At 65.9% G+C, this 16,975-nt stretch carries 17 protein-coding genes; 15 read left to right on the top strand and 2 right to left on the bottom strand.

Features of this window, described 5'->3' with window-relative positions:
• Positions 1-15 precede the first annotated feature (15 nt).
• The 11 genes from IRG63_RS01960 to IRG63_RS01910 all read left to right on the top strand — a co-directional run bounded on the left by IRG63_RS01960 (position 16) and on the right by IRG63_RS01910 (position 8,309).
• The gene (locus IRG63_RS01960) at positions 16-315 is read left to right on the top strand and encodes a type II toxin-antitoxin system RelE/ParE family toxin (protein WP_193509050.1); all 300 of its coding nucleotides are present in this window, start codon (positions 16-18) and stop codon (positions 313-315) included.
• 31 nt (positions 316-346) lie between these two features.
• Positions 347-1,420, top strand: coding sequence for an ImmA/IrrE family metallo-endopeptidase (locus IRG63_RS01955; protein ID WP_193509049.1), 1,074 nt, complete (start codon positions 347-349; stop codon positions 1,418-1,420).
• Between the two features lie 348 nt (positions 1,421-1,768).
• A complete protein-coding gene (locus IRG63_RS01950) occupies positions 1,769-2,164 on the top strand; it encodes a hypothetical protein (protein WP_193509048.1) in 396 nt (131 codons plus the stop codon).
• Between the two features lie 70 nt (positions 2,165-2,234).
• On the top strand, positions 2,235-3,287 hold the full coding sequence (locus tag IRG63_RS01945; RefSeq protein ID WP_227411693.1) for a serine hydrolase: 1,053 nt from the start codon (positions 2,235-2,237) through the stop codon (positions 3,285-3,287).
• Positions 3,288-3,368: 81 nt separating this feature from the next.
• The gene (locus tag IRG63_RS01940) at positions 3,369-4,682 is read left to right on the top strand and encodes an MFS transporter (protein ID WP_193509047.1); all 1,314 of its coding nucleotides are present in this window, start codon (positions 3,369-3,371) and stop codon (positions 4,680-4,682) included.
• Between the two features lie 206 nt (positions 4,683-4,888).
• Complete coding sequence (locus IRG63_RS01935) at positions 4,889-5,317, top strand: VOC family protein (RefSeq protein ID WP_168625563.1); 429 nt, start codon at positions 4,889-4,891, stop codon at positions 5,315-5,317.
• Between the two features lie 3 nt (positions 5,318-5,320).
• Positions 5,321-5,794, top strand: coding sequence for a TspO/MBR family protein (locus IRG63_RS01930; protein ID WP_168625562.1), 474 nt, complete (start codon positions 5,321-5,323; stop codon positions 5,792-5,794).
• Between the two features lie 47 nt (positions 5,795-5,841).
• Positions 5,842-6,153 (top strand): thiamine-binding protein, encoded by a 312-nt coding sequence (locus tag IRG63_RS01925; RefSeq protein ID WP_193509046.1) that lies wholly within the window; start codon positions 5,842-5,844, stop codon positions 6,151-6,153.
• Between the two features lie 51 nt (positions 6,154-6,204).
• On the top strand, positions 6,205-7,578 hold the full coding sequence (locus tag IRG63_RS01920; protein ID WP_193509045.1) for an FAD-binding oxidoreductase: 1,374 nt from the start codon (positions 6,205-6,207) through the stop codon (positions 7,576-7,578).
• Between the two features lie 113 nt (positions 7,579-7,691).
• A complete protein-coding gene (locus tag IRG63_RS01915; protein WP_168625559.1) occupies positions 7,692-7,865 on the top strand; it encodes a CsbD family protein in 174 nt (57 codons plus the stop codon).
• Positions 7,866-7,946: 81 nt separating this feature from the next.
• Positions 7,947-8,309, top strand: a complete 363-nt coding sequence (locus tag IRG63_RS01910) for a hypothetical protein (protein ID WP_168625558.1) — start codon at positions 7,947-7,949, stop codon at positions 8,307-8,309.
• Here the strand turns inward: IRG63_RS01910 and IRG63_RS01905 are convergent.
• Positions 8,306-9,184, bottom strand: coding sequence for a DUF4349 domain-containing protein (locus IRG63_RS01905; RefSeq protein ID WP_193509044.1), 879 nt, complete (start codon positions 9,182-9,184; stop codon positions 8,306-8,308). The genes IRG63_RS01910 and IRG63_RS01905 overlap by 4 nt on opposite strands.
• Before the next feature lie 129 nt (positions 9,185-9,313).
• Between IRG63_RS01905 and IRG63_RS01900 the strand changes: the two genes are divergently transcribed.
• Together IRG63_RS01900 and IRG63_RS01895 are read left to right on the top strand one after the other, a co-directional pair.
• Positions 9,314-10,099 carry an alpha/beta fold hydrolase gene (locus IRG63_RS01900; RefSeq protein WP_168625556.1) on the top strand — a complete coding sequence of 262 codons (786 nt, stop codon included), beginning with the start codon at positions 9,314-9,316 and terminating at the stop codon, positions 10,097-10,099.
• Positions 10,100-10,161: 62 nt separating this feature from the next.
• Positions 10,162-11,445, top strand: a complete 1,284-nt coding sequence (locus tag IRG63_RS01895) for an MFS transporter (RefSeq protein ID WP_168625555.1) — start codon at positions 10,162-10,164, stop codon at positions 11,443-11,445.
• Positions 11,446-11,548: 103 nt separating this feature from the next.
• On the opposite strand, the gene IRG63_RS01890 is transcribed toward IRG63_RS01895, so the two are convergent.
• Positions 11,549-12,760, bottom strand: coding sequence for an MFS transporter (locus IRG63_RS01890; protein WP_193509043.1), 1,212 nt, complete (start codon positions 12,758-12,760; stop codon positions 11,549-11,551).
• A 418-nt stretch (positions 12,761-13,178) separates the two neighbouring features.
• Between IRG63_RS01890 and IRG63_RS01885 the strand changes: the two genes are divergently transcribed.
• Together IRG63_RS01885 and IRG63_RS01880 are read left to right on the top strand one after the other, a co-directional pair.
• Positions 13,179-15,644 carry a ribonucleoside-diphosphate reductase subunit alpha gene (locus IRG63_RS01885; RefSeq protein ID WP_168625553.1) on the top strand — a complete coding sequence of 822 codons (2,466 nt, stop codon included), beginning with the start codon at positions 13,179-13,181 and terminating at the stop codon, positions 15,642-15,644.
• A gap of 161 nt (positions 15,645-15,805) precedes the next feature.
• On the top strand, positions 15,806-16,804 hold the full coding sequence (locus tag IRG63_RS01880) for a ribonucleotide-diphosphate reductase subunit beta (RefSeq protein ID WP_168625552.1): 999 nt from the start codon (positions 15,806-15,808) through the stop codon (positions 16,802-16,804).
• Positions 16,805-16,975 lie beyond the last annotated feature (171 nt).

The raw sequence follows: 16,975 nt of genomic DNA, 5'->3' as shown, positions 1-16,975 counted from the left end.
AGGTAACATGGCTTGATGCAACTCGACTACGCGGAACGGGAGCTGGAGCGACAGTGCACCGACGAGCGCTACATGCAGCGCAAGCTCGGCGCACAGGTCGCGAAGGCGCTTAAGCTGCGTATCGCTGAGTTGCGATATGCCACCGAAATGCAGGATCTGCTGCTTGGCACCGGCCGATGGGAGCAGTTAAGCGGCGACAGAAGCGGTCAATGGTCGGCACGCCTCACCGGGAATTGGCGGCTCATCGTTCAACCCGACGAGCGAGATGCGCACACCGTGATCGTTATTGAGATCGTCGATTACCACGGTCGCTGACGGCGGCGGATGTAAACGAAAGGAGGAGACCATGACTACTACGACCCCGAACTACATCGTCACCACGGGCGACTTCATCGCTGAGTGGATGGAGGATGAGGGTATCAACGCGGCCGAGCTCGCCCGTCGACTGGATGTCACCCGCAAGCACGTGAGCGAGCTACTGAGCGGCAAGGCTCCGCTTTCGCATCCGCTCGCCTTGGCTTTGGAGCGGGTCACCGGTGTGCCAGCTCGCATCTGGAACCAGTACGAGAGCGGGTACCGTAGCGATCTCGCGCGAGTTCAGGAGACCAGGGAGCTTGAGGCCCAGTACGAGCAAGCCAAGGCGTTTCCGCTGAGCTACCTCCGCAAGTGGGGGTACGTCACAGCGTCGGCGAGGGAGCGCGCCGACACCGTGCGCCAGCTCCTCGGCGTCCTAGGCGTGGCGAGTCTGAGTGCGTTCGAGACGACGTGGGCAGAAGGCAGCGTCGCCTACCGCCGCGCTGCCGTCGGTCGCGAGCATGCACCGGCCATCGCCACGTGGTTGGCGCTGGCTGAGCGGCACCACGACGAACTCAATGAGCTGCCAGCGTTTGACCGCTCGGCGTTGGAAACTCAGCTTCCAGGGTTGCGCGCTCTGACGAGCGGCGAGGTCCTCGAGGCAATCGATGACGCTGTCGAGCGGCTCCGCGAGGTGGGCATTGTCCTGTGCTTCATACCGGCGGTGCCGGGTCTTGGTATCCACGGTGCCACCCGGTGGCTGAACGGGCGGCCCATTATCCAGCTGTCCCTGCGGGGGAAGACCGATGACCAAGTCTGGTTCACCCTATTCCACGAGTTAGGGCACGTTGTGCTCCATGGCGGCAAGGAGCTCTACCTCAATGGCGACTTGACTCGCGCCGAGGAGGAGGCGGACGCCTTCGCATCAAATGTGCTTATTCCACCCCAATTCGTTCCGCGACTACCGCGCACGCGCGACATTGCGGGCGTGCTTGCCCTAGCGAAAGAGTTGGGGACTGCCCCCAGCATCGTGCTGGGACGAGCGCAACGGGAAACCGGCGACTATGCCTGGGGACACAGTCTCAAGCGAAAGATTGAGTTCCGGACGGCGACACCAGCGAGCTAATTTGACGCGCCGAGGCGGGGAGTCGCAAATCGCTCATCCATCATTCGCGCTCTCAGCTGCGGCTGTCCGGTAGGTTCTGCGCGTGACTCTTACTCCGGCCCAGTGGCGACGGCGGCACGAACTGTGGCGATCGATTGGGCGGGATCGAAACGTATCTCGCCAGGTGCGGATCGATGTTCAACCCTGTGCAACAGTGGGCGCGGCGATCGAGGACTGCCGCAGTGCACTGGGCGGCCACGCGACTCAGGTCTGGGTGATCGGAGGCGCGGCCGCCGTCGTGGCGGCTCTTGGTGCTGTGGTCCGAGCGCGAGCGTGAGTCGTCTCGGGGCCGTAAGGCGTGGAGCAGCGGTGAGCGCGCTGGCGGTCGTAATGGGAGCAGGTCTCACCGGATGCTCGTCGGCCGATTGTCTGCCGTCGCCGCTCGACGTCACCGTGATCGAGTCCGGTGGTGACGTAAGCGCAGAGACCCTGCTGACCATCCAGGCACCCGGTGTCGACTGCGACCTCGGCCTCGGCCTCGGCGACGATCGCGAGTATTGGGTGACCGTTCTTTCGGGAGACGAAACCTTCCCGCTCGGTCGAGTCGTCCCCGCTGCCGACGGAAGCTTCTCGGCCACCTTCCTGCTCCCCAACGTGGCCCACACCGCCGGCGGTCGGGTGGAGGTCGAAGGCAGCCCATACGACGAGTGCCGCGACGTGCTGGGGGACTGCGTTGGATATGGAGCCGACCTCCCCATGCCGTGAGCGTCGCCCGCGCGCCCAGCCAGTGAGATTTGTTCGCCCGTCGTTAACCCTCGGCCCCTAGGTTGTTCCCATGCAGCAGTTGCAGTCCGACGTCACCGCCAAGCTCGACCGCATCGCCGAGCGGTTCGCGCAGCGCAGCGACGTGCACGAACTGCAGTTTGGCATCACCCAGCCGAGCACCGGCCTCGAGTGGTCGTTCGGTGAGCCCAAGCAGTACTTCATCGCGAGCGTCACCAAGCTCTACACCACCGCCATCGTGTTGCAACTGCGCGCGAGCGGCGACCTGACCTTCGACACCCCGGCCGCAGACATCCTCGGCGCCGACACGCTCGCCGGCCTCAACACCTTCGGCGGCACCGACCGCGCCGCAGGCATCACCATCGGCCACCTGCTGTCGCACACCTCCGGCATCCCCGACTACTTCGAGGGCGCGCCGAAGGGCGGGGAAAGCGTCATGGCCCGGATGCTGCGCGACGACGTTCGCTGGAGCTTCGATGACGCAGTCGGCACCTCCCGCCAGCTGCCCGCCCCGTTCGCGCCCGGCACGCCGGGCAAGGCGCTGTATTCGGACACCAACTTCCAGCTGCTCGGCAAGGTGATCGAGACAGTCACCGCCGGAAGCTACGAGGCTGGGGTCGACGAGCGCGTCATCCGCCGGCTCGGCCTCGACGACACCTACCTGTTCACCGAGTCAACGCTCGACCGCGCCGACACAGTGTCCTCCTTCCTCAACGGCCGCGCGCCGCTGCCCCGGCCGCAGGCGATGGCCTCGTTCGGACCGGACGGCTCCATCGTGTCGACCACCGACGACGGCATTGAATTCCTACGGGCGTTCCTGACCGGCGACCTCTTCCCGGTCGAGTACATCGACGAGCTCACCGCCACCTGGCGCACCGTCTTCACCCCACTCGAGTACGGCATCGGCATCATGCGGTTCGCGCTGCCGCGCATCCTCTCGCCGTTCGCGCCAGTGCCCGCGATGATCGGCCACTCCGGCGCATCCGGGAGCGTGCTCTACCGCGTACCAGACCTCGACCTCTACCTGTGCGGCACGCTCAACCAGGTGAAGAACCGCAGCCTGCCTTACCGGCTGATGGCAACTCTCGTGAACGCCCTCCGCTGAGCGCGAGGAAAAGCTGACACGCCAGCCCGCGCCGGTGTATTCTGATCCGCTCCCCTTTTTCTCACGCACCAGGAGACAGCTATGTCTGACGCCGCCGCCGGCGCGACGCCCACAGTCGAGCACACCGTCGTCGGGGACCCAGCACCCGCGCGCTGGAAGCGCAACGTCGCAGTCTTCCTGGGCGGCCAGACGGTCTCGCTGTTCGGCTCCATGCTGGTGCAGTACGCCATCATGTGGCACCTCACCCTGCTGACCCAGTCCGGTCTGGTGCTGGCGCTCGCCGCAATCTTCGGCTTCCTGCCGCAGGCGATCGTCTCCATCTTCGGCGGCGTGTGGGCAGACCGGATGAACCGCAAGTTCCTCATCGTCGTCGCCGACTCCGCCATCGCCGTCTCGACGCTCGCGCTCGCCATCTTCCTGCTCGCCGGCTACGACGGGCTGTGGCTCATCTACCTGACCCTCGCCATCCGCTCGGCCGGAGCCGGCATCCAGATGCCGGCCGTGTCTGCGCTCATCCCGCAGATCACCCCGACGGAACACCTGATGCGGGTCAACGGCATCAACGGGTCGATCCAGTCCGCGATGATGCTCATCACGCCCGCCGTGGCCGCGCTCGTCTACGCCAACCTGTCGATCATCGGCATCTTCTTCATCGACGTCGTCACCGCCGTGATCGGCATCGGGCTGCTTTTGCTGGTGCCAGTGGCGACCATCCGTCGCGCCAGCGACGAGCACGTGCCGTACTTCACCGACCTCGTCGAGGGCGTGCGCTACATCGCCAGCCACACCTTCATCCGGTGGCTGCTGGTGCTGTTCGCGATCGTCTTCGTGCTGGCCGCCGCGCCGTCGTCGCTGACCCCGCTCATGGTGGCGCGCAGCTTCGGGGACGATGTCTGGATGCTCGCCGTCGTCGAACTCGCCTTCAGCATCGGGATGCTGATCGCCGGGGTGCTCATTGCCATCTGGGCCGGCGCGAAGAACCGGGTCGCGATGATCGTGGTCACCTCGCTCTTGTTCGCCGTGGTGACCCTCGCGCTGGGTCTCAGCACCAACTTCTGGGTGTTCTCGGCGTTCATGTTCGTGTTCGGGCTCGCGGTTCCGTACTTCTCCACGCCGTCGATGACGCTCATCCAGGAGAAGGTGGAGCCGGAGAAGCAGGGTCGGGTGTTCGGGTTCGTCGGCATCGTCATGGCGGTAGCGATGCCGCTCGGGATGAGCGTGCTCGGCCCGTTGGCCGACGTCTTCAGTGTCGAGTCGTTGCTCGTCGCCGCCGGACTGATCATGCTCGTCGTCGTCGTGATCGCCATCACAGTTCCCGCCGGCCGGCGCGCCATGGCGGCCGGGTCGGCCGCCGCCGCCGCGCCGGAGCCCGTCGCCCAGGCATCCGCCGACTGACGCTCGCCCGGGCATCCGCTACCCGTTGAGTCGGGAGTAGTTGCCCTTATGCGAGGGGTCATTTGGGCATCTACTCCCGACTCGATGGGGGATGTCGCCCGTAGGGCTGGCGCGTCATCCTGCAAGTCCTCTGGGAGGGGGACGCGGATGTCGGCAGTCCGGGTAAATAATCGTCAGACGACCCTCCACCCGACTAGGAGACGATGATGGCTGTCACCCTCAACCCGTATCTGAACTTTCGCGACAACGCGCGCCAGGCGATGGAGTTCTACCACGACGTGTTCGGCGGCTCACTCGACATGAGTACTTATGAGGAGTACCAGGCGAGCGAGGACATCACCGAGAAGGACAAGATCATGCACGCCCAGCTCAGGTCGACGGACCTGGTGCTGATGGCAGCCGACAGCCCCAACGCCATGGAGTACACCCCCGGCAACAACTTCTCCGTCTCGCTGAGTGGCGCCAATCAGGACGACGGAACGCTTCGTGGCTACTGGGACAGGCTCGCTGATGGCGGGACGATCACGATGCCGCTCGAAGTGGCGCCCTGGGGCGACGCGTTCGGGATGCTGCAGGACAAGTTCGGGGTGAGCTGGATGATCAACATCGCCGGCGCGGAGCAGCAACAGCAGTAGCCCATGTATCTCCGGGCGCTCGCCATCACCGGCACGGCAACCGCTGCGGCTGCCCTGCTCGGCTCTGTTGCCAGCAACGGGGTCCGCAGCCGTTGGTATCGGCGGCTGCGGAAGCCGAGCTTCCAGCCGCCGCCCGAGGTGTTCCCGGTCGTCTGGACCTCCCTCTACGCCGACATCGCCTTCACCTCGGCCGCCGCGCTGGATGATCCCGAGCAGACCGACCAGCAGCGCGAGAGCTACCTCACCGCGATGGCGGTGAACCTCGCGCTGAACGCGGGGTGGTCGTGGGCGTTCTTCCGCTTCCACAACCTGCCGCTGTCCGTCGGGGTGGCTGCGGCGTTGGCCGCAAGCAGTACCGACCTGGCGCGACGTGCGGGTGCCGCGAAGCCGACGTTCGGCTTGGCACTCGCGCCGTACGCCGTGTGGTGCGCCTTCGCGACGGTGCTGACCGCGCGCATCCGGGCGCTCAATCGATGACGGATGCGCGGAGTACAGTCATCGCGTAGACGACCCCAGGAGGAACGATGCTGGTCGCATTCTCCGTAGCGCCGAGCGGAACCGGGCGCACGGATGGCTCGGTTCACGACGCTGTCGCCGCCGCGGTGCGCATCGTGCGCTCCTCGGGGCTGCCCAACCAGACCGACTCGATGTTCACGACCATCGAGGGCGAATGGGACGAGGTCTTCGACGTCATCAAGCGGGCGACCGAGGCGGTCGCGCCGTTCGGCTCCCGGATCTCGCTCGTGCTGAAAGCCGACATCCGCACCGAGCCCCGCGAGGGCGAGCTCTCCGCGAAGTTGGAGCGGCTCGAGAAGGCGCTCGCCGAGCAGGAATAAGCCATGTCGGCGGTCGATGCAACTGCAGAACCCCACTGAGAGGCCCAGCCCATGCCCGACACCACCGAACTGATCGAACAGCTGCGAGCCACTCTCGGCGACGCGGTCGTCACCGCCGAGGACGAGCGGTACGCGGCGGCTCTCGTCGTGTTCTACGGCGGCGAGCCGATCCGCCCCGCCGCCGTGGTGCTCGCGCAGACACCGGATGACGTGGCATCCACCGTGCGGCTCGTCGCCCCCACCGGGGTCGAGCTCGCGATCCGCAGCGGCGGGCACAGCTCTGACCGGTTCGCGCTGTGCGACGGCGGGATCGTGCTCGACCTGTCCGGGATGAAGGCGCTCAGCATCGACGCCGAGGAGCGCACCGCCTGGGCTGAGACCGGCATGACGGTGCGTGAATACACCCAGGCGGTCGGGGAGCTCGGTCTCGCCACCGGCTTCGGCGACATCGGTGACGTCGGCATCGGCGGCATCACCCTGGGCGGAGGTCTCGGCTACCTCAGCCGGGTACACGGTCTCACCATCGACAACGTGCTCGCCGCCGAGGTGGTCACCGCCGACGGCGAACTCGTGGTGGCCCATGAGCACAACCACCCTGACCTGTTCTGGGCCATCCGCGGTGGCGGTGGCAACTTCGGTGTCGTCACCCGGTTCAAGTTCCGCCTCTGGGACCTGCCAACGCTGACCGGCGGCATGATCGTGCTCCCCGGCAGCGCCGAAGCGCTCGCGGCCGTCGTCGACTACGCCGCCAATGCACCCGAAGAGCTGACCCTGATGGTGAACTCGATGGTCGCGCCGCCGATGCCGTTCCTCCCCGAGGCGGTGCACGGCAAGCTCGTCATCATGCTCAACGTCGCCTACGTCGGTGATCCCGAATCGGCTGAAGCGGCACTTGCGCCGGTGCGCGCCATCGCCGAACCGCTCATGGAGCAGGTCGCCGAGCTGCCGTATGCGGCGCTGATCCCCGAGCAGGCTCTGGACATCCACCCGGTCGGCTCCGCTCGCACCATGTTCCTCGAGGCGCTGACCCTCGAGCAGGCGCAGTTCATCGTCGACCGCCTGCGATCGGCCACCGCCCCGATGGCGAGCACCGGCATCCGGGTACTCGGGGGAGCCATCGACCGGATACCGGTGGATGCGACGGCGTACGCGCACCGCGGACGTCGCCTGCTGGCCAACTTCGCCGCGTACACCTTCGACGGCAGCGAGGTGGCGGAACTCGAGGACTGGGTGGACGAACTCTGGCACGAGCTGAAGCAAGACGACGCCGCCTACCTCAACTTCTTCGGCCACGAGCCGCCGCGGCGGGTGCGCGACGTCTACCCCGGTGCTACCTGGGAGCGGCTGCAGCGGGTGAAGGCACGGTACGACCCCGACAACGTGTTCCGGCGCAACCACAACATCGCGCCCGTGAGCGTCGGCTGATTGCGAGTCGTCACTCTTCTGGGCATTCGCTGACTTTGCCCGAAGATTCGTGGGCCGATCAGTACTTTTGTGACACAGACGAACTTCGTCACCGACACCATCTGGAGGATGACATGGGCGCAGACGACAAGATGAAGAACAAGGCCGAAGAGGTCGCAGGCAAGGCCAAAGAGGCAGCGGGCAAGATGACCGATGATGAACGCCTCGAGGCCGAAGGCAAGGGTGACCAGACGAAGGCCAACCTCAAACAGGCGGGCGAGAACGTGAAGGACGCGTTCAAGGGTTAACCCCGCTTGGACACCCCGCCGCTTCGGGTCGGCGGGGTGTCGTCGTGTCCGGAGCATCCTGCGCGAGCGGATAATCGAATGGTGGCTGAGACAACCCCCGAACCGGATGACGCACTGGCGAACCTCGGTCGCGAGATCGAGTTGCTCGCGTCCAGCGCCGTCGCGAGGGCCGGCGATTCGGGCGACCTGTTCGATCGTGCCGCGGTGCTCCGCGACAACGCGATGGGCATCATCTACGACGCGGATGGCAGCACCGACGCGGAGCGGGTCGGGCGGTTGCTTGCCCTGATCCCGGCGCTGCTCACGGTCGTCGACGAGGCGCGCGACACCATCGGGCGGCTGCGCGAACTCAGCGGCGAACAGGACCCGCCCAAGGCGATCAGCCCCTACGACGTCGCGGGACGATCCGAGCCGGCGCCTCCCCGCTGGGGTCAGGCCGACTAGGACGCGTCAGTGCTGGCGGGCGTCGTCGGCGGTGGTGCCTGGCTGGACGTCTTCCGGATACTGCGGCGCACCACCCAGAGGACGATCGCGGCGACTAGACCTACGAAGATCAGCCACGGTGCTGCGACACCGACGAACACCAGCATCGTCGCCCAGAAGCCGACGAACGCGTTCCAGCCGGCGATCAGGCCGCTGAGGAACGTCTCCGGCTGCTGAACCGGCGCATCCTTCTCGGAGATGAAGTAGATGGTGATCGTCGACAACTGCACCTGGTCGTCGAGCGAGCGCTTCTGCGCCTGCAGGCTCTCCAGGTTCGCCTGACGCTCGGAGAGCGCCTGCTCGATGGTGATGAGATCCGCCGTGGTGTCGGCACCCGCCATCAGCACGATCAGCCGGTCGACCGACGCCTGAAGTGCGGCGATGCGCGCGTCGAGGTCCTTCAGCTGGCTCGACACGTTGGTCTCGTCGAGGCTCGTCTCGTTCGCGTCGCCGAGCGCCTTGATGCCATCGAGCGTGCGGGTGAGCTCGGCGGTGGGGATGCGCACGACGAGCCGGGCGCTTCCCGGCGCACGGTCATCCGGGGCCCGCTCGGTGCGGCTCGCGATGTGGCCGCCGGCCTGGTCCACGATGCGCGCGGTCTCGTCGGCGGCGGCGATCGGCGACTCGACGGTGATCGACACGTTGCCGGTGACGATGATCTGCTCGCCGCCGCTCTGCAGGTCGCCGCCCGACTCCGAGTCGGTGATCGGTCCCTGCATGGGCGGGGAGGCCGGGGAGACGACCCCCTCGTCGAAGCTGCCGGACATCGAGCCGGTGCACCCGGCGAGGCCGAGCCCAGTCAGGAGCAGCACGGATGTGAACAGGATGCGCCTCATGGCGTTCACGCTATTGGCGTTGGGCATCCGTGCACCACCCAACGTTTGACACGAGTTGCTCGTCAGCGGCGGCCGCGCGCGTCAGCACTCGCGTCAAGCGACGCCACCTACCTCCGCAATACTTAGGGCATGGGGTTGCTGGACTGGGTGCGCGGCAGACGCGCGCCGTTGCTCCACATCGCCGGCGACGTGGGCAGCGGCCCGCCCGTCATCCTCATCCACGGGATCGCGTCGTCGTCGGTAACCTTCGAGTTCCTGGTGCCGCTCATCGCCGACCGCCACCGCGTCATCTCGATCGACCTGATGGGCTTCGGCGGCTCACCGGCGCCCGCCGACGCGACCTACACGGTCGAGGAACACGTCGCCGCGCTCGAGCGGACCATCCGGATGCTGCGCTTGCGCGAGAAGTTCGTGCTGGTCGGCCACTCGATGGGCAGTCTCATCGGCGCGCGGTACGCGGCCGAGCAGGGCAAGCGGCTCACCAAACTCGTGCTCGTCGCGCCTCCCGTCTATGTGCGTCCGGAGGCGGTGGCCGACCCGGTTGAGCGTGCAGCGCTCGGGCTGTTCCTGAAGATCTATGACTACCTGCGGAACAACAAGGAGTTCACGATCCGGAACGCCGGCTGGATCGGCAAGCTCGCGCCGATCAAGAACGTGCTCGAGGTGACCGAACAGAACTGGGACGCGTTCGTGCTGTCCCTGGAGAATTCGATCGAATCGCAGACCACGATCAGTGACCTCGCATCCGTGACCGTGCCGGTCGAGGTCATCTACGGCACCCTCGACCCGTTCCTGGCCCCCGCCGGGCTCAGGATCGTGGAGCAGCTGCGCAACGTGAACGTGCACAAGGTCGAGGGGAACGATCACGTGGTGCGGAAGCGGTTGGCGCGAGTGGTCGCCACCGCGGTCGGCTGAGCACCTTGCGGGCAGGCATAAGACGATTTAGCGTGACGTAGCCGACTCCTGAAAGGGCGCTCTTGCAGACCGACACCAAGAAGGGCCTTGGGGCTGCCTTCACAAATGTCTTCACCGCGAACCTGTCCAGCAGTCTCGGTGACGGAATCGCGCGCACCGCGATCCCGCTGCTCGCGGTGCAGGTGACCAGCGACCCGCTGCTGGTGTCCGGGGTCGCGGCGCTTGTGCTGCTGCCGTGGCTGTTCTTCGCGATTCCGGCGGGCATCCTGATCGACCGGATCGACCGCCGGGTGGCGCTCGGCGTCGCGAACACCGTGCGCACGCTGCTCGCGGCCGCGCTGTTCGTGCTGACGATGAACGGTGCACTGACCATCTGGTGGATCTACGTCATCGTGTTCCTGTACGGCACCTTCGAGACGGTCTACGACGGCGCCATCCGCGCGGTCGTGCCGAGCATCGTCGGCAAGGCGAACCTGCCGCGCGCGAACTCCCGCATCGAGGGTGCGGAGCTGGTTGTGCAGAACTTCCTCGCCGGGCCGATCACCGCAATGTTCTTCGGTATCTCCGTGCTGATCCCGCTCGGCGCCAACGTCGCGGTGTTCGCGCTCGCCGTCGGGTTGGCGTTCGCGCTGCCAAAGGCGGCATCCGGACGCCAGTACGCCAATGCGGCGGGGGAGCCGCACGTCGCCTGGTATCGGCAGTATGTGGACGGGTACCGGTTCATCCGGTCGGATCCGATGCTCGTGAAGCTGCTGCTGCTCAGCACCTTCCTCGGGCTATGCGGGTCGGCGGCGACCGCGAGCTTCGTGCTGTACCTCGTCGACTACCTCGCGCTGCCGGAGGAGTGGTTCGGGGTGTTCATGCTGAGCGGCGCGGTCGGCGGCGTCGTCGCGTCGATGGTGACGTCGCGGCTGAAGGCCCGCTTCAACTCCGGGCCGGTGATGGCGGTGAGCGCGGTGGTCTCCGGGCTGGCGTTGGCGCTCATCGGGTTCGTGCCGACGCTATGGGCGGCGGGGCTCGGGTTCCTGATCTCGAGCGCCACGATCACGTCGTGGAACATTCTGGTGATGTCACTGCGGCAGAGCGTGATCCCTGGGCGGCTGCTCGGCCGGGTGCACGGCACCTGGCGGACCCTGCTGTGGGGCAGCATGCCGATCGGGGCGGTGATCGGCGGGTTCATCGGACGCATCGACCTGACGCTGCCGTTCATCGTCGGTGGCCTCGGCACGGCGATCGCGTGTGTGGTGTTCTTCCGGTTCCTGGCTGGGCTGCCGAACCCCGAGGACATCGACAACGGGGACGAGGCGGCGCTGGCCGGCCCGACCGACCCGATGGTGCAGGACTGACCGCCCGCCCTCCCGCGAGTGCGCTCCGAATGTGCGAGCGCCGCCGATATTGCGGGCGCGCTCGCACATTTGCGCGGCGCTCGCGACCGGCGACGCGCAGCGGTCAGGGGCGGATGGTCGACACCGGCTCGGTGTCCGGCAGCGGCGACGGATCGCGGTCGCGGAGGTCCGGGTGCGCGCCGCGGAAGATGACCGGCACGAGGAAGCCGAGGAAACCGAACGCGATCGCCACCCAGAAGGCGCCGTGCGCGTCGAACGCGTCGATCATGAACCCTGCGGCAGCCGACCCGATGGCCGCGCCGATCAGCTGACCGGTGCCGACCCATCCGTACGCCTCGGCGGTCTCCGAGAATTTCACGCTCGCCGACACGATCGCGAACATCACCGCGAGCGCGGGGGCGATGCCGATGCCCGCGATCAGGAGAGTGACGGACAGCCACCAGAAGTCGAGCACGAACGCGGCGAGGGCCATGCCGAGGAAGACGATGAACATCCGGCGGGCGAGCGCCCACGGGCCGATCGGCAGGTGACCGAATGCCAGACCCCCGAACAGCGACCCGACGGCGAAGATCGCCAGCACGACTCCGGATTCCCACCCGCCTTCGCCGAACGTCGCAACGACGCCGGCTTCCGCCGCCGCGCAGGCGCCGATCAGCAGGAAGCCGGTCGCCGTCGCCAGCAGCACCGGCTGACGCGACAGCACAACGCCGAGCCTGCGCCGGCTGCGCGGGATGCGGACTCGCCCGACCTCCGGCGAGGACAGGAACCAGGCGCCGCCTCCGACCATGAACACGATCGCGACGGTGATGGCGATCTCGGTGCTGATCTGGGTGGCGATGAGCGTTGTGATGACGGGGCCGATGACCCAGATGATCTCCTGCGCGGATGCGTCGAGGGAGAACAGCGGCGTGAGTTGCCGTGAGTTGACCATCTTCGGGTAGATGGTGCGCACCGCGGGCTGGATCGGTGGCGTGCTGAGTCCGGCGAGGAAGCCGACGACCATGTAGAGCCACACCGGCAGGATCGGCGCATAGGCGATGACGGCAACGGATGCCGCAGAGATCGCGAGCGCGATGGTGATGACCGGCCGCATGCCCCAGCGGCCCATCCACCGGCTGGTGAGTGGTCCGGCGATCGCCTGGCCGATGCTCGTCGCGGCCAGCACGAGCCCCGCGTAACCGTACGAGTCGGTGAGCTTCTCGATGTGGATCAGGAACGCGAGCGCGAGCATCCCGGATGGAAAACGTGCGACAAGCTGCGCGCTCATGATCCGCGCGACGCCCTTCGTCCTCAAAAGACTCAGGTAGCCGCTCACGATCCACAATCCTAGTTCGCGCCCACCGCGGTACCGGTTCGCGGCACCCGGACTCCAGCGTTCGGCGGCCCGGTCCTGCGCGGGGTCGCTAACTGCCCTTCGTGGCGCTGGGAAGGGCGCTCTCAGGCCCCTCGGGCGCGGGAGGGAGCGCGGCGAAATCCATGCACAGGGTGTGAGAAACCCGGGTCAACTTATACACACCTGTGGATGACACGCCCACTACATCTAGGGTTTCAGTGTTGTCAGACCCCCGCTATATAGTGATCACACTGCAAAGCAGCGACACTGCTCCGGGAGGCCGAAAAGGCCCGTGGACGTGCACTCGCGCAGCAACAATCGGGCTCCCGAGAGAGAGCCACAAGGGGACAGGAATAACCGCCGGTCGGAGCGGTATTCCAGGAGTTGGGAGCAACATAAATTGGGCATCACGGTAGTCAAGCGAAACGGCGAGCGCGAGCCGTACGACGCCAACAAGATCAACCTCGCCATCGAGCGAGCCAGCCACGATCTCGACGAGAACATCACCTGGGTGACGCAGATCGCGAGCGAGCTTGAGCTCACCCTGTTCGACGGCATCACCACCCAGCAGCTCGACGAGGCGGTCATCCAGGTCGCGCTCCAGAACGTCAAGGATGACCCGGAGTTCGACACCGTCGCAGCCCGCCTGCTGCTGAAGACCATCTACAAGCGCGTGCTCGGCGACTACGAGACCGACGAAGACCTCGCACGGCTGCACACCGAGCACTTCATCATGAACCTGACCCGCGGAGTCAACGAGGGACTGCTCGACACCCGGCTCACCGAGATGTTCGACCTCGAGCGCCTCGCCGCCGCCCTCGACCACACCCGCGACGACCTGCTCAAGTACATCGGCGTCGTCACCCTCAACAACCGCTACGGCATCAAGGGCCGCAACGGTGACTCGCTAGAGGTGCCGCAGTACTTCTGGATGCGCGTCGCCATGGGCCTCTCCCTCAACGAGGCAGACCCGACCAGCCACGCGCTGAAGTTCTACGAGAAGATGTCCAAGCTCGAGTACCTGGCTGCGGGCTCGACGCTCGTCAACGCGGGCACCAGCTACCCGCAGCTCGCCAATTGCTTCGTCATGGAGATGCAGGATGACATCGAGCACATCGCGAAGACGGTGCGCGATGTCATGTGGCTGACCAAGGGCACCGGAGGGATCGGGCTCTCGGTCACCAAGCTCCGCTCGCAGGGCTCGCCCATCCGGTCGAACAACACGACCTCGACCGGTCCGATCCCGTTCATGCACACCATCGACTCGGTGCTGCGTGCGGTCAGCCGCGGCGGCAAGAAGTTCGGTGCGCTGTGCTTCTACATGGAGAACTGGCACCTCGACTTCCCCGAGTTCATCGACCTGCGCCAGAACTCCGGCGACCCGTACCGCCGCACCCGCACCGCCAACACCGCGGTCTGGATCAGCGACGAGTTCATGAAGCGCGTGCAGAACGACGACGACTGGTACCTGTTCGACCCGCTCGAGGTCTCCGACCTGAACGAGCTGTACGGAGCCGCGTTCTCCAAGCGTTACGCCGAGTACGTCGAGATGGCGAACACGGGCCAGCTGCGCATGCACAAGAAGTTGAAGGCACGCGAGCAGTTCAAGGCGATCCTGATCTCCCTGCAGGCATCCAGCCACCCGTGGCTGACCTGGAAGGACACCATCAACAACCGTGCCCTCAACAACAACACCGGCACGATCCACCTGTCGAACCTGTGCACCGAGATCACGCTGCCGCAGGACGAGGACAACGTCTCGGTCTGCAACCTCGCGTCGATCAACCTCTCGCAGCACCTGATCGAGGCCGAGGGCCGGCCGACGGTCGACTTCGCCAAGATCGAGGAGAGCGCGCGCACCGCGGTCCGCCAGCTCGACAACCTCATCGACATCACGCGTTCCTCGGTGCCTGAGGCCGACTTCTCCAACGAGCAGAACCGCGCGGTCGGCCTTGGAGTGATGGGCTTCACCGACATCGCCGAGCGCCTCGGGTTCAGCTACGAGAGCGAAGAGGCGTACGCCCTGATCGACGAGATCATGGAGCACGTCTCCTACGCCGCGATCGACGAATCGGCTGAGCTCGCCAAGGAGCGCGGCGCGTACCCGAACTTCGACGGCTCCGGCTGGTCGAAGGGCATGGTGCCGATCGACTCCATCGCCCTCACCGAGCAGGACCGCCAGATCCCGATCCAGGTGAACCGCACCACGCGCCTCGACTGGGACGCCCTGCGCACCAAGGTCGCCGGCGGGATGCGCAACGCGACGCTCATGGCGATCGCGCCGACCGCATCCATCGGCCTCGTCGCGGGAACCACCCCCGGCCTCGACCCGCAGTTCACGCAGATCTTCAGCCGGTCGACCTCCTCGGGCAAGTTCCTCGAGGTCAACCGCAACCTGGTGCGCGACCTGCAGAAGCTGGGCATCTGGGGTCAGGTGCGCGAGTCGATCCTGCGCAGCCAGGGTGACATCCAGGGCATCGCCGAGATCCCGGATGCTCTCAAGGCGGTCTACAAGACGAGCTTCCAGCTCTCGCCGTTCGCCTTCCTCGAGGTCGCAGCGCGCGCGCAGAAGTGGATCGACCAGGCCATCAGCCGCAACATGTACCTCGAGTCGCGCGACATCGACGACATGATGGCCGTCTACATGGGCGCGTGGGAGCGCGGCGTGAAGACGACCTACTACCTGCACATGAAGCCGCGCCATCAGGCCGAGCAGTCGACCGTCAAGGTCAACAAGGCAGAAGAGATCAAGACCGGCGCCGGCCGTGGCTTCGCGTCGGCATCGGCGGGCGCCGCGCAGGCATCCGCCCCCGCCGCGCCCGCCCGGCGCGGGTTCGGCGGACTCACCCCGAAGGCAGGTGAATGATGAACGAGGAGTACTACGTACCGGTCGACCCGATGGACGAGCTTCAGTGCGACAGCTGCCAGTAGGGGGTCTCGACGGGCTCGACCACCGATGTGGCTCGACCCCCGATGTGGCTCGACCACGACTCGACCACCGATGAATAAGGAAGAAGGAAGATAGGCATGTCAATTCTCGGAACCGGCGTACAGGAAGGCCTCCTGCTGAAGCCGGTCAAGTACCAGTGGGCGATGGACCTGTACGACCAGGCTGTCGCGAACACCTGGTTCCCGAACGAGATCCAGCTCGACCAGGACATCGCCGACTTCAAGCGCATGACGGACGAAGAGCGTCACGCGATCACCTTCCTCATGAGCTACTTCAACCCGAACGAGCTGCTCGTCAACAAGGCTCTCGCGTTCGGGGTGTACCCCTACATCAACGCTGCCGAGGCGCACCTCTACCTCGCCAAGCAGATGTGGGAGGAGGCCAACCACTGCATGAGCTTCGAGTACGTGCTGGAGACCTTCCCGATCGACCGTGAAGAGGCCTACAACTCGCACGTCGAGGTGCCGTCGATGGCGCGCAAGGAAGAGTTCCAGGTCAAGTACATCAAGCGCATGACCGAGGAAACCCTCGACATCTCCACGACCGAGGGCAAGCAGGACTTCGTCCGCAACCTCGTCGCGTACAACATCATCCTCGAGGGCATCTGGTTCTACTCGGGCTTCATGGTCGCCCTGAGCTTCCGCCAGCGGAACCTGCTGCGCAACTTCGGCTCGCTGATGGACTGGATCATCCGCGACGAGTCGCTGCACCTGAAGTTCGGCATCAACCTCATCCTCACCGTGCTGGAGGAGAATCCCGACCTGCAGACGCCGGAGTTCGCGCAGGAGATCAAGCAGATGATCCTCGACGCGGTCGAGATGGAGGAGGAGTACAACCAGGACCTGCTGCCTAGCGGCATCCTCGGGCTGAACGCCAACTACATCAACCAGTACGTCAAGTACCTGGCCGACCGTCGCCTCGAGGAGCTCGGCTTCGACCCCGAATACAGGGTCTCCAACCCGGCCAAGTGGATGGCGACCGCCAACGACACCTACGAACTGGTCAACTTCTTCGAGTCCACCAACACGTCGTACGAGACCAACACCAAGTCGGTTTCCAAGTCATCGACGAACTGACGTAGTTTTCGCTACCACTTCCCGCTGGTCGCGCACGAAATCGTGCGCGACCAGCGGTTTAACGTGTGAAAAGCGGCGTTGCGCCTGCGATAAGGTACGAATACCGCTGTGACGATGGGGTCAAGATCGGATTGTTATCTCTTCTCCCTGTCAGGACCGGTCAAGAATGGG

The organism is Cryobacterium sp. BB736 (genome assembly GCF_014980265.1).
GTDB lineage: Bacteria > Actinomycetota > Actinomycetes > Actinomycetales > Microbacteriaceae > Terrimesophilobacter.
The sequence above is the reverse complement of the archived record's forward strand: the minus strand, read 5'-3'. Positions and strand labels throughout refer to the sequence as shown.